Source organism: Verrucosispora sioxanthis (assembly GCF_010560025.1).
Lineage (GTDB): Bacteria > Actinomycetota > Actinomycetes > Mycobacteriales > Micromonosporaceae > Micromonospora > Micromonospora palythoicola.
Window position 1 is genome coordinate 560,042 of the sequence record NZ_SAIY01000004.1, and the last position, 14,232, is coordinate 574,273.

12 protein-coding genes and 2 pseudogenes are annotated in these 14,232 nt (G+C 71.9%); 8 read left to right on the plus strand and 6 right to left on the minus strand.

Features of this window, described 5'->3' with window-relative positions:
• Nucleotides 1-403: 403 nt before the first annotated feature.
• From ENC19_RS15300 to ENC19_RS15335, 8 genes and pseudogenes are all read left to right on the plus strand, one after another.
• A pseudogene (locus tag ENC19_RS15300) lies at nt 404-1,611 on the plus strand (THUMP-like domain-containing protein).
• A gap of 76 nt (nt 1,612-1,687) precedes the next feature.
• On the plus strand, nt 1,688-2,167 hold the full coding sequence (gene ybaK / locus ENC19_RS15305) for a Cys-tRNA(Pro) deacylase (protein WP_164447834.1): 480 nt from the start codon (nt 1,688-1,690) through the stop codon (nt 2,165-2,167).
• Between the two features lie 212 nt (nt 2,168-2,379).
• A complete protein-coding gene (locus ENC19_RS15310; RefSeq protein ID WP_164447835.1) occupies nt 2,380-3,474 on the plus strand; it encodes a sugar ABC transporter substrate-binding protein in 1,095 nt (364 codons plus the stop codon).
• A gap of 103 nt (nt 3,475-3,577) precedes the next feature.
• Nucleotides 3,578-4,396 carry an ATP-binding cassette domain-containing protein gene (locus ENC19_RS15315; protein WP_164447836.1) on the plus strand — a complete coding sequence of 273 codons (819 nt, stop codon included), beginning with the start codon at nt 3,578-3,580 and terminating at the stop codon, nt 4,394-4,396.
• Nucleotides 4,393-5,652, plus strand: coding sequence for a sugar ABC transporter permease (locus ENC19_RS15320; protein ID WP_164447837.1), 1,260 nt, complete (start codon nt 4,393-4,395; stop codon nt 5,650-5,652). Before ENC19_RS15315 ends, ENC19_RS15320 begins: the two co-directional genes overlap by 4 nt.
• Before the next feature lie 28 nt (nt 5,653-5,680).
• Nucleotides 5,681-6,862 (plus strand): ROK family transcriptional regulator, encoded by a 1,182-nt coding sequence (locus ENC19_RS15325; RefSeq protein WP_164447838.1) that lies wholly within the window; start codon nt 5,681-5,683, stop codon nt 6,860-6,862.
• A gap of 143 nt (nt 6,863-7,005) precedes the next feature.
• Nucleotides 7,006-7,743 carry a DUF4142 domain-containing protein gene (locus ENC19_RS15330; protein ID WP_164447839.1) on the plus strand — a complete coding sequence of 246 codons (738 nt, stop codon included), beginning with the start codon at nt 7,006-7,008 and terminating at the stop codon, nt 7,741-7,743.
• Between the two features lie 17 nt (nt 7,744-7,760).
• Nucleotides 7,761-9,434, plus strand: coding sequence for a copper resistance CopC/CopD family protein (locus ENC19_RS15335; protein WP_164447840.1), 1,674 nt, complete (start codon nt 7,761-7,763; stop codon nt 9,432-9,434).
• 23 nt (nt 9,435-9,457) lie between these two features.
• On the opposite strand, the gene ENC19_RS15340 is transcribed toward ENC19_RS15335, so the two are convergent.
• The 6 genes and pseudogenes from ENC19_RS15340 to ung form a co-directional block, all read right to left on the minus strand.
• Nucleotides 9,458-9,712 (minus strand): hypothetical protein, encoded by a 255-nt coding sequence (locus ENC19_RS15340; RefSeq protein WP_164447841.1) that lies wholly within the window; start codon nt 9,710-9,712, stop codon nt 9,458-9,460.
• Nucleotides 9,713-9,724: 12 nt separating this feature from the next.
• The gene (gene tsaD / locus ENC19_RS15345) at nt 9,725-10,771 is read right to left on the minus strand and encodes a tRNA (adenosine(37)-N6)-threonylcarbamoyltransferase complex transferase subunit TsaD (RefSeq protein ID WP_164447842.1); all 1,047 of its coding nucleotides are present in this window, start codon (nt 10,769-10,771) and stop codon (nt 9,725-9,727) included.
• 8 nt (nt 10,772-10,779) lie between these two features.
• Complete coding sequence (rimI, locus tag ENC19_RS15350) at nt 10,780-11,232, minus strand: ribosomal protein S18-alanine N-acetyltransferase (protein WP_328824253.1); 453 nt, start codon at nt 11,230-11,232, stop codon at nt 10,780-10,782.
• Between the two features lie 23 nt (nt 11,233-11,255).
• Nucleotides 11,256-11,929: pseudogene (gene tsaB / locus ENC19_RS15355) on the minus strand (tRNA (adenosine(37)-N6)-threonylcarbamoyltransferase complex dimerization subunit type 1 TsaB).
• Nucleotides 11,930-12,051: 122 nt separating this feature from the next.
• Nucleotides 12,052-13,206: a glycoside hydrolase family 11 protein gene (locus ENC19_RS15360; protein ID WP_166458574.1), complete on the minus strand. Its 1,155-nt coding sequence runs from the start codon at nt 13,204-13,206 to the stop codon at nt 12,052-12,054.
• A 321-nt stretch (nt 13,207-13,527) separates the two neighbouring features.
• Nucleotides 13,528-14,229, minus strand: coding sequence for a uracil-DNA glycosylase (gene ung, locus ENC19_RS15365; protein ID WP_164447843.1), 702 nt, complete (start codon nt 14,227-14,229; stop codon nt 13,528-13,530).
• Between the last annotated feature and the right edge of the window lie 3 nt (nt 14,230-14,232).

Consider the following 14,232-nt stretch of genomic DNA (forward strand, 5'->3'; position numbering starts at 1 on the left):
CCGGTAACCGCCTCCGGCCCGGCTCGGCTCGGCTCGGCCCAACTCGGCCCGACTCGGCTCGGGCCGCCGAGTTGCCCGCCCTTGCCCCACAGGTGTGCGCGCTTGCCACCGCGGGTGTGCGCGCTTGCCTCCGCGGGTGTGCGCGCGGGTTGCGGCATGACGCGCCCTCCCGCCGAGCTGACAGCCCCAGATGCCGCAACCCGCGCCCGCCGGCCGCGCGTGGCATGCCGGACTGCGGCCCCGGGCCGAACGGCCTCCGAGCGAACCGAAATCCCGAGATGCCGCAAGTCGTGCCTTCCGGCCAGCGTGAGGGCCCGAGATGCCGCGAGTCGCGACCGGCATGCCGGCGAGGGCCGGCCTGGGCCTCGGGCGGGGCGGACAGGGCGGACGGAAGAATGGGCGGGTGGAGTTGGAGCAGTTCGCGGCGTTGCGTACCGCTGAGGGGTCGGCCGCGCTCGACGCGGCGGGCCGGGTGGCCGGCGGCGATCCGCTGGTCGCGGCGGCGGCGCTGCGTTCGGCCGGAGTGCCAGCCGGACTCGCGGCGGCGGCGCTGACCCAGGCGGAGCTGCGCCGCCGGGCGACCGGCAAGTCTGGCCTGCGGCGGCCGGCATGTTCTTCACCCGGCCGGGGCTGGAGCAGGCCACCCGGCGGGTCGTCGCCGACCGGAGGGCGCGGCGGCTGCGCGCCGCCGGGGTGAGCACGCTCGCCGACCTGGGCTGCGGGCTGGGTGCCGACGCACTCGCCGCCGCCCGCACCGGCATCCGGGTGTACGCGGTGGAGACGGACCCGCTCACCGCCGCGCTGGCCGAGGCGAACGCCCAGGCCGCCGGGCTGGCCGACCTGGTCACCGTCGAGTGTGGCGACGCGACCGCGTTCGACGTGAGCCGGGTCGAGGCGGTCTTCTGCGACCCGGCCCGACGCCGGGCCGGCACCGGCCGCCGGATCTTCGACCCGAACTCGTACTCGCCGCCGTGGGACTTCGTGACCGGGCTGGCCGAGCGGGTGCCGCGCACGGTGGTGAAGGTCGCGCCGGGAATCGACCACGCGCTGATCCCGCCCGGCGCCGAGGCGGAGTGGGTGAGCGTCGACGGCGACCTGGTCGAGGCGGCCCTCTGGTGCGGCGAGTTGGCCGAAGTCCCCCGCCGCGCGACCGTGCTCACCGCCGACAGAGCCGGCCGGGCCAGCGGCGAGTCGGTGCACCAGCTCGCGGGGTCGGGCACCAGTGAAGCACCGGTCGGGGCGGTGCGGCGCTTCGTGTACGACCCGGACCCGGCGGTGGTGCGCGCGCACCTGATCGCCGAGCTGGCCGCCGACCTGGACGCCACCCTCGCCGACCCGAGCATCGCCTACCTCTACGCCGACGCCGCGCAGCGCACGCCGTACGCCCGGTGCCTGGAGGTCACCGACGTCTTGCCGTTCTCCCTCAAGCGGCTGCGGGCGCTGCTGCGGGAACGGCGGGTCGGCCGGGTGGAGATCCTCAAGCGCGGCTCCGCGCTGGAGCCCGAGCGGCTCCGGCGCGACCTGCGGCTGGCCGGCGACCAGCCGGCGAGCCTGGTGCTCACCCGGGTCGCCACCGCCCCGACGGTCCTGGTCTGCCGCCCAGCGGTCTGAACCCTGCGGCCCGGAGCCGAACCATCGGCTGAGAAGGCGCTGGCTCGAACATCGGGCCGCGGCTACCTTGGCGGGCATGGCGGGACGTGGCACCCCGGCGACCGCGCTGCTGGCGAAGCGGAAGGTCGACCATCGCACCCATCCGTACGATGTCTCGCCCGACGAGCCCAACTACGGCGCGCTGGTCGCCGCCGCGCTGGCGGTGGCGCCCGAGCGGGTCTTCAAGACCCTGGTCACCGAGGTCGACGGGGCACTGACGGTGGCGGTGGTGCCGGTCACCGGCGACCTCGACCTCAAGGCGCTCGCGGCGGCCGTGGGCGGCAAGCGGGCCACGCTGGCCGAGCGGGCGGCGGCCGAGCGGGCCACCGGGTACGTACGCGGCGGCATCAGCCCACTGGGCCAGCGGCGACGCCTGCCCACGGTCGTCGACGTCTCGGCCCTGGCGCATCCGACGGTGTACGTCTCCGCCGGTCGCCGAGGGCTCCAGGTGGAACTGGCCCCGGCCGACCTGGCCACCCTCACCGACGCCCGGTTCGCCCCCCTCGCGAGCGCCTGACCGCCGCCGTTCCATCCCGCCGCCGGACCCGGACACCAGGGTCGTCGCCGGCACGGTGGCGGCGAGGTGTCGCTGGCGTTGCTGAATTGTTACCGCCGACAACAAACTCGTGACCGGCCCGGCCTTGTGCTGGCGTGTGGCGCGGAATACGTTGCCGGACACAACAAAACAAAACACCGACACCCTTCCCCACCCTCGAAAGGACCCTGCACATGCGCAAGGGCTTCCTCGCTGTCGGCACCGTGGGCCTGCTGGCCCTCGGCAGCCTGACGGCCTGTGGCGACGAGTCCGGCGGCGACCAGGCCGGCTCCGACGTGACCCCGAAGATCGGCGTGATCCTGCCGGACAGCAAGTCCTCCGCCCGCTGGGAGGGCGCCGACCGCAAGTTCCTCCAGGCCGCCTTCGAGGCCGCCGGCGTCGAGTACGACATCCAGAACGCGCAGGGCGACAAGACCGCCTTCCAGACCATCGCCGACCAGATGATCACGAGTGGCGTCACCGCGCTGATGATCGTCAACCTGGACTCCGGCACCGGCAAGGCCGTCCTCGACAAGGCCAAGTCGCAGGGCGTCGCCACCATCGACTACGACCGCCTCACCCTCGGCGGCTCGGCGGAGTACTACGTCAGCTTCGACAACGAGGCTGTCGGCAAGCTCCAGGGCGAGGGCCTGGTCAAGTGCCTGACCGACCAGAAGGCCGAGAAGCCGGTCGTGGCGTACCTGAACGGTTCGCCGACCGACAACAACGCCACCTTGTTCAAGAACGGCTACGACTCGGTCCTCAAGCCGAAGTTCGACGCGAACGAGTACGTCAAGGGCCCGGACCAGTCCGTGCCGGACTGGGACAACGCCCAGGCCGCCACGATCTTCGAGCAGATGCTCACCCAGACCGGTGGCAAGATCGACGGTGTGCTGGCCGCCAACGACGGCCTCGGCAACGCCGCCATCTCGGTGCTGAAGAAGAACCGGCTCAACGGCAAGGTCCCGGTGACCGGCCAGGACGCCACCACCCAGGGCCTGCAGAACATCCTCGCCGGCGACCAGTGCATGACCGTCTACAAGGCCGTCAAGCAGGAGGCCGACGCCGCCGCCGAGCTGGCCATCGCGCTGGCCAAGGGCGAGCGCAAGGAGACCGGCCAGACCGTCAAGGACCCGGAGGGCAACCGTGACGTCCCCGCCGTCCTGCTCACCCCGCAGGCGATCTACAAGGAGAACGTCAAGGACGTCATCGCCGACGGTTTCGTGACCAAGGAAGAGGTCTGCACCGGCAACTTCGCCGAGCTCTGCACCAAAGCGGGCATCAGCTGACCTCACCCGCCTAGGCGCCGCCGCCCGGCACGGTAACCCCGTGCCGGGCGGCGTGCCGCCGCTGGACGGGCCCCGATCTCCCTCCGCGACAAAGGAGAACCCCGTGTCCGCGACCCCTCTGCTGGAGCTACGCGGGATCGACAAGAGTTTCGGTCCCGTCCAGGTTCTACGCGATGTCGCCTTCGCCGCCTATCCGGGCGAGGTCACCGCGCTGGTCGGTGACAACGGCGCCGGCAAGTCGACCCTGGTCAAGTGCATCAGCGGCATCTACCCGACCGACGCCGGGCAGTTCGTCTTCGACGGCCGGCCGGTGAACATCCACAGCCCACGCGACGCCGCGGCGCTCGGCATCGAGGTCGTCTACCAGGACCTGGCGCTCTGCGACAACCTCGACATCGTGCAGAACATGTTCCTCGGCCGCGAGAAGCGCAGCGGCATCATCCTCGATGAGCCGACCATGGAACAGATGGCGGCCGAGACCCTCGCCGGGCTCTCCGTACGCACCGTCAAGTCGCTGCGTCAGCAGGTCTCCAGCCTCTCCGGCGGCCAGCGTCAGACGGTGGCGATCGCCAAGGCGGTGCTCTGGAACAGCAAGCTGGTGATCCTGGACGAGCCGACCGCCGCGCTCGGCGTCGCGCAGACCGCCCAGGTGCTCGAACTGGTCCGGCGGCTGGCCGACAACGGTCTGGCCGTCGTGCTGATCTCGCACAACATGAACGACGTCTTCGCCGTCTCCGACCGGATCGCCGCGCTCTACCTCGGCCAGATGGTCGCCCAGGTGAAGACCACCGACATCACTCACGCGCAGGTGGTCGAGCTGATCACCGCCGGTCGCTCCGGCGGGCTCGGCCTCACCGGCGAACCGGCCACCAACGGCAACGGCGCGGCGCCGGCCGGCAGCACCACGGGAGGCGTCTCATGAGCACCACCGCCGTCAAGCAGGAGGGTCCGGCCGCCGTCACGTCGACGCCCTCCGTCGGCAGTCACGTCCGCGGCTACTGGCGACGGGTACGCGGTGGCGACATCGGCGCCCTGCCCGCCGTACTCGGCCTGCTCGTTCTCTGCACCGTCTTCGCGATCATGCGGCCCTCGTTCCTCAGCGCCGGGAACTTCGCCAACCTGTTCACCCAGGGTGCGGCGGTCACTCTGATCGCGATGGGCCTGGTCTTCGTCCTGCTGCTGGGGGAGATCGACCTGTCGGCCGGTTTCGCCAGCGGCGTCTGCGCGGCGGTGCTGGCCAACGTGGTCACCGTGCTCGGATATCCCTGGTACGTCGCGGTGGCCGCCGCCGTGCTCACCGGCGTGGTCATCGGTACGATCCTCGGCCTCCTGGTCGCCAAGATCGGCATTCCGTCCTTCGTGGTCACCCTCGCCGGCTTCCTGGCCTTCCAGGGCGTGGTGCTGCTGCTCATGGAGGAGGGCCGCAACATCTCGGTGCGCGACTCGGTGCTGGTGGCGATCGCCAACCGCAACCTGCCGCCGCTGCTCGGCTGGACGCTCGCCGCCGTGGCCGTCGCCGGCTACGCCGCCGTGCAACTGCTGCGCTACCGCAACCGCGCCGCGCGGGGTCTGGTCACCGACCCGATGGTGGTGGTGCTCGCCCGGATCGGCGGACTGGCGGTCATCCTCGGTCTCGCCGTCTACGTGCTCAACCTGGAGCGCAGCCGCAACGTGCTGATCAGCTCGCTCAAGGGTGTGCCGATCGTCGTGCCGATCATCGCCGTGCTGCTCGTCGTCTGGACCTTCGTGCTGCATCGCACCAGCTACGGTCGGCACATCTACGCGGTCGGCGGCAACAAGGAGGCCGCCCGCCGGGCCGGTATCAACGTGGACCGGATCCGCATCTCGGTCTTCGTCATCTGCTCCACCATGGCCGCGATCGGCGGCATCGTGGCCGCGAGCCGGGCCAACTCGGTCGACCCGAACACCGGCGGCAGCAACGTGCTGCTCTACGCCGTGGGTGCGGCGGTGATCGGTGGTACCAGCCTCTTCGGCGGCAAGGGCCGGGTGCTGGACGCGGTGCTCGGCGGCGCGGTGGTCGCGGTGATCGACAACGGCATGGGCCTGATGGGCTACAGCTCGGGCGTCAAGTACGTGGTCACCGGCGTGGTCCTGCTCCTGGCGGCCAGCGTCGACGCGCTGTCGCGCCGGCGGGCCGCCGCCAGCGGTAGTCGCTGATCCACCGCACCGAAGGTAGTCACAACCGATGCGCGTGGGACCGAGCCAGGACGAGATTCGTCGACAGAATCTCGGTGCCCTGCTGCGCTACGTACACGTGCACGGTGCCACCACTCGTGCGGAACTGACCACCGCACTGGGGTTGAACCGGAGCACCATCGGCGCGCTCACCGCCGACCTCGCCGCGGCCGGCCTGGTGACTGAGGGGGCGCCGAAGGAAACCGGCCGGGCCGGACGACCGTCGTTGGTCGTCCGGCCCGAGTCGGACCGGGTCTTCGCGTACGCGTACAGCATCGAGGTGGACCGGCTGCGGGCCGCGCGGGTCGGGCTCGGCGGCGCGGTGATCGACCGCCGGGAGCTGGACCGCCCCCGCGGTCTGACCGCCGCCGAGGCCGCACCGCTGCTGGCCGGCGCGGTCAAGGAGATGCGGCAGGCGCTGCCGGAGGACGCCCTCTGCGTCGGTGCCGGGGTGGCGGTCTGCGGGATGGTCCGTCGCGACGACGGGCTGGTCCGGCTCGGTCCCACCACCGGTTGGGTGGACGAACCGATCGGCACCGCGCTCGGTACGGAACTCGGGGTCGACGTGCCGGTCACGGTCGGGAACGTGGCCGACGTGGCCGCCTTCGCCGAGCACGCCCGTGGCGCGGCGGCCGGCTGCGACAACGTCATCTACCTCTACGGCGACGTCGGCGTCGGCGCCGGGATCATCGCCGCAGGTCGGCGGCTGACCGGGCACGGCGGCTACAGCGGCGAGGTCGGGCACATGGTGGTGGTCCGCGACGGGGCCCGGTGCGAGTGCGGCAACCGGGGATGCTGGGAGACCGAGATCGGCGAGCACGGGCTGCTCCGGGCCGCCGGCCGTTCCGACGCCCGGGGCCGGGAGGCGATGCTGGCGGTCTTCGACGCCGCCGACCGCGGGGACGCCCGGGCCCAGATCGCGGTACGCCAGGCCGGTGACTGGCTCGGCTTCGGCGTCGCCAACCTGGTGAACATCTTCAACCCGGAGATGGTCATCTTCGGCGGCACCATGCGCGACCTCTACCTGGCCGCCGCCGCCCAGGTGCGCAGCCGGCTCAACTCCAACGGGCTGCCGGCCTGCCTTGAGCACGTCCGGTTGCGTACGCCGAAGCTCGGCGAGGACGCTCCCCTGGTCGGTGCGGCAGAACTCGCCTTCGACCGGCTGCTTGCCGATCCGCTCGACGTCAGCTGACCTCCAGTTCCAGATTTCGCGAACCGGTTTCGCCATCCGCTGAACTGATCGGTCGCACAATCCGTACCAGGTTGCGGACGGCCGACGGGGTGCGGACGTCCGACGCTCAACGATCGGTTCTCGTCCGAGGAGGCGCCGCAGACATGGCACCGCTGGATTCCGCTCGTCGCCGGCAGGGCAACCGGTCCCGTCGCTTGGCGGTGCTGCTCACCACGATCGTCGCAGCTCTCGTCGTCCTGCCCGGCGTGGCGCTGGCCGCGCCCGCCGCTCAGCAACTCGCCGCCGCCGACCAGGCCCTGCTCGACGGCGTGCGGCTGGCCGGTCTGTGGGAGATGCCGGCCGGGCAGATGGCCGCCGAGAAGGGCCAGTCCCGGGTGGTCCGCGAGGTCGGTGCCGAGATCGCCCGGCAGCACGAGGAGCTTGACCGGATCACCGTGGAGGCGGCCAACAAGCTGGGCGCGGTCATCCCCAACGCGCCGACCGCCGAGCAGCAGGGCTGGCTCACCGAGATGAAGGACGCCCGCGGCGCCCGCTTCGACCAGATCTTCGTCACCCGGCTCCGGGTCGCCCACGGCAAGATCTTCCCGGTCATCGGTGCGGTGCGGGCCAGCACCCGCAACGAGGTGATCAGGGACCTGGCCAACTCGGCCAACACGTTCGTCGGGGACCACATGCGGATGCTGGAGAGCACCGGCCTCGTCCGCTACGCCGAGCTGCCGCCCGCCGCACTGCCGGCACCGGGCAACGACGGCCTGCTCGCCGCCGCGCAGGCCAACACCGGCCCGCAGATCGGCGTCAGCGACACGCTCATCTGGGCGATCTTCCTCGGTGCTCTGGGCACCGGCGGCTTCCTCACGTACCGCTTGTTCCGTCGTAGCTGATCGCCACCGCCCGATCGATGACCGCCCGCACCCGAGCCGCTGCCCTGCTCGGGCTGATTCTCACCGCGCTGTGCGCCGCCCTGGGTCCCGCCGGCCCGGCGGCGGCGCACGCCGTGGTGGTCGCCACCACCCCGCAGCGCGACGAGGTGCTCGGGTACGCGCCGCGCGAGGTGCTGGTGACCTTCAGCGAGACCATCGCCGTGGTCCCCGGCCGGGTGCAGGTCCTCGCCCCCGACGGCAAGCGGATCAACGTCGGCGAGCCCGAGGTCCGGGACCGGACCATCCGGATCACCCTGCGGCCCTCCGACCGTCCACTCGGCACCTACCTGGTCAGCTACCGCGTCATCTCGGCGGACAGTCATCCGGTGGCGGGCAGCTTCACCTTCGCCGCCGGAGCACCGTCGGCGACCCCGCCGGAGCCGGCCCTGGCGGAGTCCGAGTCGCCGGCCGGGGTGCTGGTCCCGGCCGCGAAGTACCTCGGATACCTGGGGCTGCTCCTGGCGGTCGGCCCGCCACTGCTCGCGGCCACCATGTGGCCCCGCCGTCGCTCCCGTCGAGGTGCCACGGCCACCGCGCTGGTCGGGCTCGGTCTGGTTGCCGCCGGCACCCTCGGCACCTGGGTCGGGCAGGCCGCCCAGGTGGTGGGTGCGCCGGTCGGGCAGCTCTCCCCGGCCGACCTGCGGGCCGTCGCCGACAGCGACGTCGGAGTGGTGCTGGCCGCCCGGCTGGCGCTGATCGGCCTGGCGGCGGCCCTGCTGCCGGCGGTGCTGCGGCGCGTTGGTGAGCGCTCGTCGACCGGTCGGGGCGTCGCCGGACGAATGCGGGGTGCGGCACTGGCGGCCGTCGGCCTGGCCGGGTTCGTCACCTGGCCACTGGCCGGGCATCCGGTCGCCTCGCCGCTGCCGCCGGTGAGCATCGCCCTGGGCACCCTGCACGTCGCGGGGGTGACCGCCTGGTTGGGCGGACTGATCGCGCTCACCGTGTTTCTGCTCCGGGGCACCCACCAGCGGGTGCTCGCCCGGATCCTGCCGGCCTGGTCCCGGCTGGCCACCCTCGCGGTGGCCTGGCTGGTCGCCGCCGGCCTCGGGCAGGCCGTCATCGAACTCGGCCGGCCCGCCGCCCTGTGGGAGAGCACGTACGGTCGCCTGCTGCTGGCCAAGGCGGTACTGCTGGCCGGGGTGCTGGCGGTGGCGGCCGGGCAGCGCCGACTGATCAGGCGACGGGTCGCGGCGGCCCGGCCCCGGTGGGTCGCCCGGGCCGCCGGCGTGGAACTCGCCGTGACGGCGGTGGTGCTGGCACTGACTGCGGTGCTGGTGCAGACCCCGCCCGGCCGGTCCGTCGGCACCGCGGCCGACGGGGTGAGCCGGGAGGGCGTCGCGCAGTCGCTCACCACCGACCTGTTCACCCTGCAGTTCGACATCTACCCGGCGGTCGCCGGCACGACGAACAGCCTGCACGCCTACGTCTACACCCCGCAGGCGAAGGAGTTGCCGGTGGCGGAGTGGACGGTCACCGCCGCCCTGCCGGAGGCCGGCATCGAGCCGATCACCGTCGACGTCTTCGCGCTGGAGCCGCACCACGGCAGCGCCGAGATCCACTTCCCGGTCGCCGGTGACTGGACGTTGCGGGTCAGCGCGCGGACCAGCGAGATCGACCGTTCCACCGCCACCACCACGGTGACCATCCGCTGACCCGACCCGGCGCGCTGAACGCCTCAGCGGTCGACCTGGGTGAAGTCCCAGGAATGCGGCTGCCGGGCGAGCAACATGACCGGCGGGTCGGGCAGCGGCCGAGGGCTGCTGCGCCACTTGGAGATCACCACGACCCGGTGGTCGGTGGAGGAGAAGACCTCGCTGGACACGTGCAGCGGGTCGTGTTCGAACTCGGGCAGCGCGCTGTCGCAGACCCAGGTGATCAGCTCGGCGAGCGCGTACGGCTCCGCCCGCGCCTCCCACATCCGTACGATCACGTCGCCGTCCCCTCAGACGCTGACCGTGGTCAGCGGCATGGCCGAATCCGCGGGCAGGTCGAGCCGGCTCGGTGCGACACCCGAGGCGACCAGGTGCGAGCCGAGGGCCGCCACCATCGCGCCGTTGTCCGTGCACAGGCCGGGCCGGGGCACGCGGACCCGGATGCCGTGCCGGGCGGCCCGCTGCTCGGCCATCGCCCGCAACCGTGAGTTGGCCGCCACTCCCCCGCCGATCACAAGCGTCTCGACACCCTGGCCACGGCAGGCGTCCAGCGCCTTGTTGACGAGTACGTCGCAGACCGCCTCCTGAAAGGACGCGGCGACGTCCGGGACCGGGACCGGCTCGCCGGCCCGCTGGCGCGCCTCCACCCACCGGGCCACCGCGGTCTTCAACCCGGAGAAGGAGAAGTCGTGGCGGTGCGTGACGAGATCCTTGGCGGCGGTCAGGCCACGCGGGAAGGCGATCGCCGCCGGGTCGCCGGCCCGGGCCTCCCGGTCGATGTACGGCCCACCGGGGAAGGGCAGGCCGAGCAGCCGGGCCACCTTGTCGAACGCCTCGCCGGCCGCGTCGTCGATGGTGGCGCCCAGCGGGGTGACGCCCCGGGCCAGGTCGTCGACCAACAGCAGCGACGAGTGGCCGCCGGAGACCAGCAGCGCGATCGCCGGCTCGGGCAGCGGGCCGTGCTCCAGCGTGTCCACGGCGACGTGCGCGGCGAGATGGTTGACCCCGTAGACCGGCTTTTCGGCGGCGACCGCGTACCCCTTGGCCGCAGCCACCCCGACCAGCAGCGCCCCGGCCAGACCGGGGCCGGCGGTGACCGCGATCGCGTCGATGTCGGCGAGCGTCACCCCCGCCTCGGTCAGCGCCCGCCGCATCGTCGGCACAATGGCCTCCAGGTGCGCCCGGCTGGCCACCTCCGGCACCACCCCACCGAATCGGGCGTGCTGGTCCACGCTCGACGCGAGCGCGTCGGCGAGCAGGGTGTGCCCGCGCACGACACCGACGCCGGTCTCGTCGCACGAGGTCTCGATGCCGAGGATCAGTGGTTCGTCAGCCATGGCAGGTCTCAGTCCTGGGTGCGCTGCATGACCAGCGCGTCGGTGTTGCTCGGTTGGTAGTAGCCGCGCCGCACGCCGATCGGCTCGAAACCGTATGTCGCGTAGAGCCGCTGGGCCGGTCCGTTGTCGGCGGCGACCTCCAGCAGCACGGCGCGTACCCCGAGCCGGGTGGTCTCGGCGAGCAACGCCTCCAGCAGCAGCCGGCCGATCCCCCGGCGCTGGGCGTCCCGCCGGACCGCGATGTTCTGCACCCATGCCTCGTCGGGCGGAGCGACCGCGAGCCCGGCGTAACCGAGCACCGCGCCCTCGCCGTCGGTCGCGACCCGGTAGAAATGCCCGTGGGCCAACTCGTTCCAGAACATCGGTGCCGACCACTGCTCGGCACCGAAGAGGTCCGCCTCGATCGACAACACCTCGTCGATGTGCCACCAGCGGAACCGGCCGAGTCGCACCTCACTCACCACAAGACCGCTCTGCCCGCGGCTCACGGCAGGACCGGTTTGCGCGCGGTCGCCGCCACCGCGTCCGGGCGACGCAGGTAGAGCGGCGTCAACGGATCACCGGGCGCGCCGGTGCGGATCCGCTCGGCGGCCAGGGTGGCCAGCGCGGTCGCGTCCGGGTAGCGCGGCTCGGGTCGCAGCGGCAGCCCGAGGCATCGGCGTACCGGTGTGCGCCGTCGCCGACCGCGACGGTGACGGCCAACGCGCGGGCCCGCTCGGCGGCTACCGCGGGCGCGCCGACCTCCGGCCCGACCAGGCGCTGGCCGGCACCGTCGTAAACCGCCCAGTAAATCTCCCGGCGCCGCGCGTCGTCGCCGCCAGCACCGGCTCGCCGGCCGCCGCCGGGTGGCCGATCGCGTCGAGCGAGCAGACACCGTACGCGGGAATGTCGAGCACCTGGGACATGGTGGCGGCGGTGACCAGCCCACCCGCAGCCCGGTGAACGGCCCCGGGCCGACCCCGGCGACGATCGCGTGCAGGTCGGCCGGCCTGGCGCGACGTCGGCGAGCACCGCGTCGACCTGCGGGGCGAGCAGTTCGCCGTGCGCCCGAGCGTCGACGGTGCACCGGTGCGCCCGGATCGTGACGCCGCTCGCGGTGACCTCGACGAGCGCCGCGGTCACCGCCGGGGTCGAGCTGTCCACCACCAGTACGAGCACAATGACCCAGCCTAGCCGTATCGCCTTTGGCCCCTGAACGCCCGCCCGCCATAGCCGCCGGGTCGTGGTTCTCACGGAGGTTCGGGGCCAGGCGCGTCAGCGCCTGGCCCCGAATCGACCGATCAGTTGCGTCGGCTCCACTGCTGGTTTGCTCCACCCCAGCAGCTGTACAGCTGGATCATCGCCCCGTTACCGGTGCCACCGGCGTCGAGGCACAACCCGGACTGCACTCCGGTGATCGTGCCGTTGGAGTTGATGTTCCACTGCTGGTTCGCGCCGCTGTGGCAGTCATACAACTGGATCCGGGTGCCGTTGCTCGTGCTGGAGTTCGGCACGTCCAGGCACTTGCCGTTCACCGTCAGCTGCCGGCCCGAGGTGTGGGTGAACCGCTGGTTCGAGCCACCGTGGCAGTCGTACAGCTGGATCTGGGTGCCGTTGCTCGTGCTGGAGTTCGGCACGTCCAGGCACCGGCCGGACTGCTGACCGACGATCATCTGGCCGGACCCGCCACTGGGCGGCGGGGTGGTCGGGTTGCCCGGGTTGCCCGGGTCGGAGCTGCCGCCTTCCCGGACGGTGATGTCCGAGCTGCCCTGGCTCTGGTAACCCTCGGTCGCCATGATCTGGTAGTAGTGGTTGCCCAGGTTCAGACCAACACGCGCCCAGGCGTCGAAGTGGTTGGCAGTGGTGATGGTCCCACTGCTGCGCTTCTGCTGCCGGACACTCCAGTACTGGTAGAACGTCTGGGTGCCATCGATCGAGGGCTGGTTGACCCGCTGGCTCCGCAGAATGTCGTAGGTGCCCCCGTCGGTGGTGACGCTACCCAGCCGGGTGGCACCGCTGCTCGGGTTGTAGCTGCCGAAGTTCTCGACGATGTAGTACTCGACCAGCGGGTTACGGGTCCACCCGTACAGCGCGAGGTAGCTGTTGTTGTTACCCGGGTTGTAGCTACCCGAGTAGGTGATCGTGCGCCGGGTGCCCGGGTTCCAACCCTTGCCACCGACCCAGTTGTTGGTGCTCCTGCTCCACGAACTGGAGTAGCGGCCGTTCTCACGCAACACCATGCAGGCGTCGCCGCTGTCCTTCCAGAACGAGAAGAAGAACCCGTTGTGGGTGCCCTCCGTGTTCGAGCAGACCTGCCGGTCGGCCTCGGCCTGGGCGGGGCTGGCCGAGATCGCGACGGTGCCGGTGGTGGCCAACACTGCGGCGAAGGCGGCGGCAGCCAGCATCCTGATGCGGCCGCGTCGGCGACTCTTACGGTGTGTGGGGACTTCGTTCATGGTGGTGTACTTCTCCTTGCGAGAGGCGGTGTGAGTGTGACGTGATCGGCGGCTCGCGTGTGGTTGAGGGACGGTCACCACGCGTCAATGCCGCGCCATGGTTGCACGGATTGCCGGATTGTCGGTTGTATGGGTGCTTCGCTGCCACTTTGCGTCGCCACTGACCCCCAGACTGAGACGTAAGCCGGCGTCTATGTTTCCGATATCGTTATCCAACGATCGACGTCAGTCAAGGCGAGCCGTCCGACTGGCTCGACCGACCAACCAAGCGGATGCCGCCACCTGGTACGTGCGGGCGGCGTGGCGGCAGGAGCACACGGGTCAGCCGGCCGAGCGCTCCCAGTCGATGGTGGGCAGGCCGGCGTCGGCGAGCGCCTTGTTGGCGGCGCTGAACGGGCGGCTGCCGAGAAAACCGCGCGGGTTCATCGGGCTGGGGTGCCCGGCCTCCAGGACCACGTGCTGCGGGTTGCCGACCAGCGCCGCCTTCTTGCGGGCGTACCCGCCCCAGAGCAGGAACACCACCCGCGACTCCAGCGCGTCGAGGGCCCGGATGGTCGCGTCGGTGAACTCCTCCCAGCCCCGGTTGGCGTGTGACCCGGGGGCGCCCTGCCGCACGGTCAGCACCGAGTTGAGCAGCAGCACACCCTGTGCCGCCCAGCCGTCGAGGTTGCCGCTGCCCGGCTTCGGCACGCCCAGATCCTCGCCCAGCTCCTTGAAGACGTTGCGCAGCGACGGCGGCACCGACACCCCCTCGCGCACGCTGAAGCTGAGCCCGTGGGCCTGGCCGGCGCGGTGGTAGGGATCCTGCCCGAGGATCAGCACCCGGCAGGCCGACGGCGGGCAGAGCCGGAAGGCCGAGAACAGGTCCTCCACCGGTGGGAAGACCGGGCCGGCCACGTACTCCGCGGCGACGAACTCGCTCAACGCGGACATCCGCGCCGGGTCGAGATGAGGCGTCAGCACCGCCCGCCACTCGTCGGGGAGCAGCGCCAGCAGGTCGAGAGCGGGGGTGTCGTCGGGCATCGG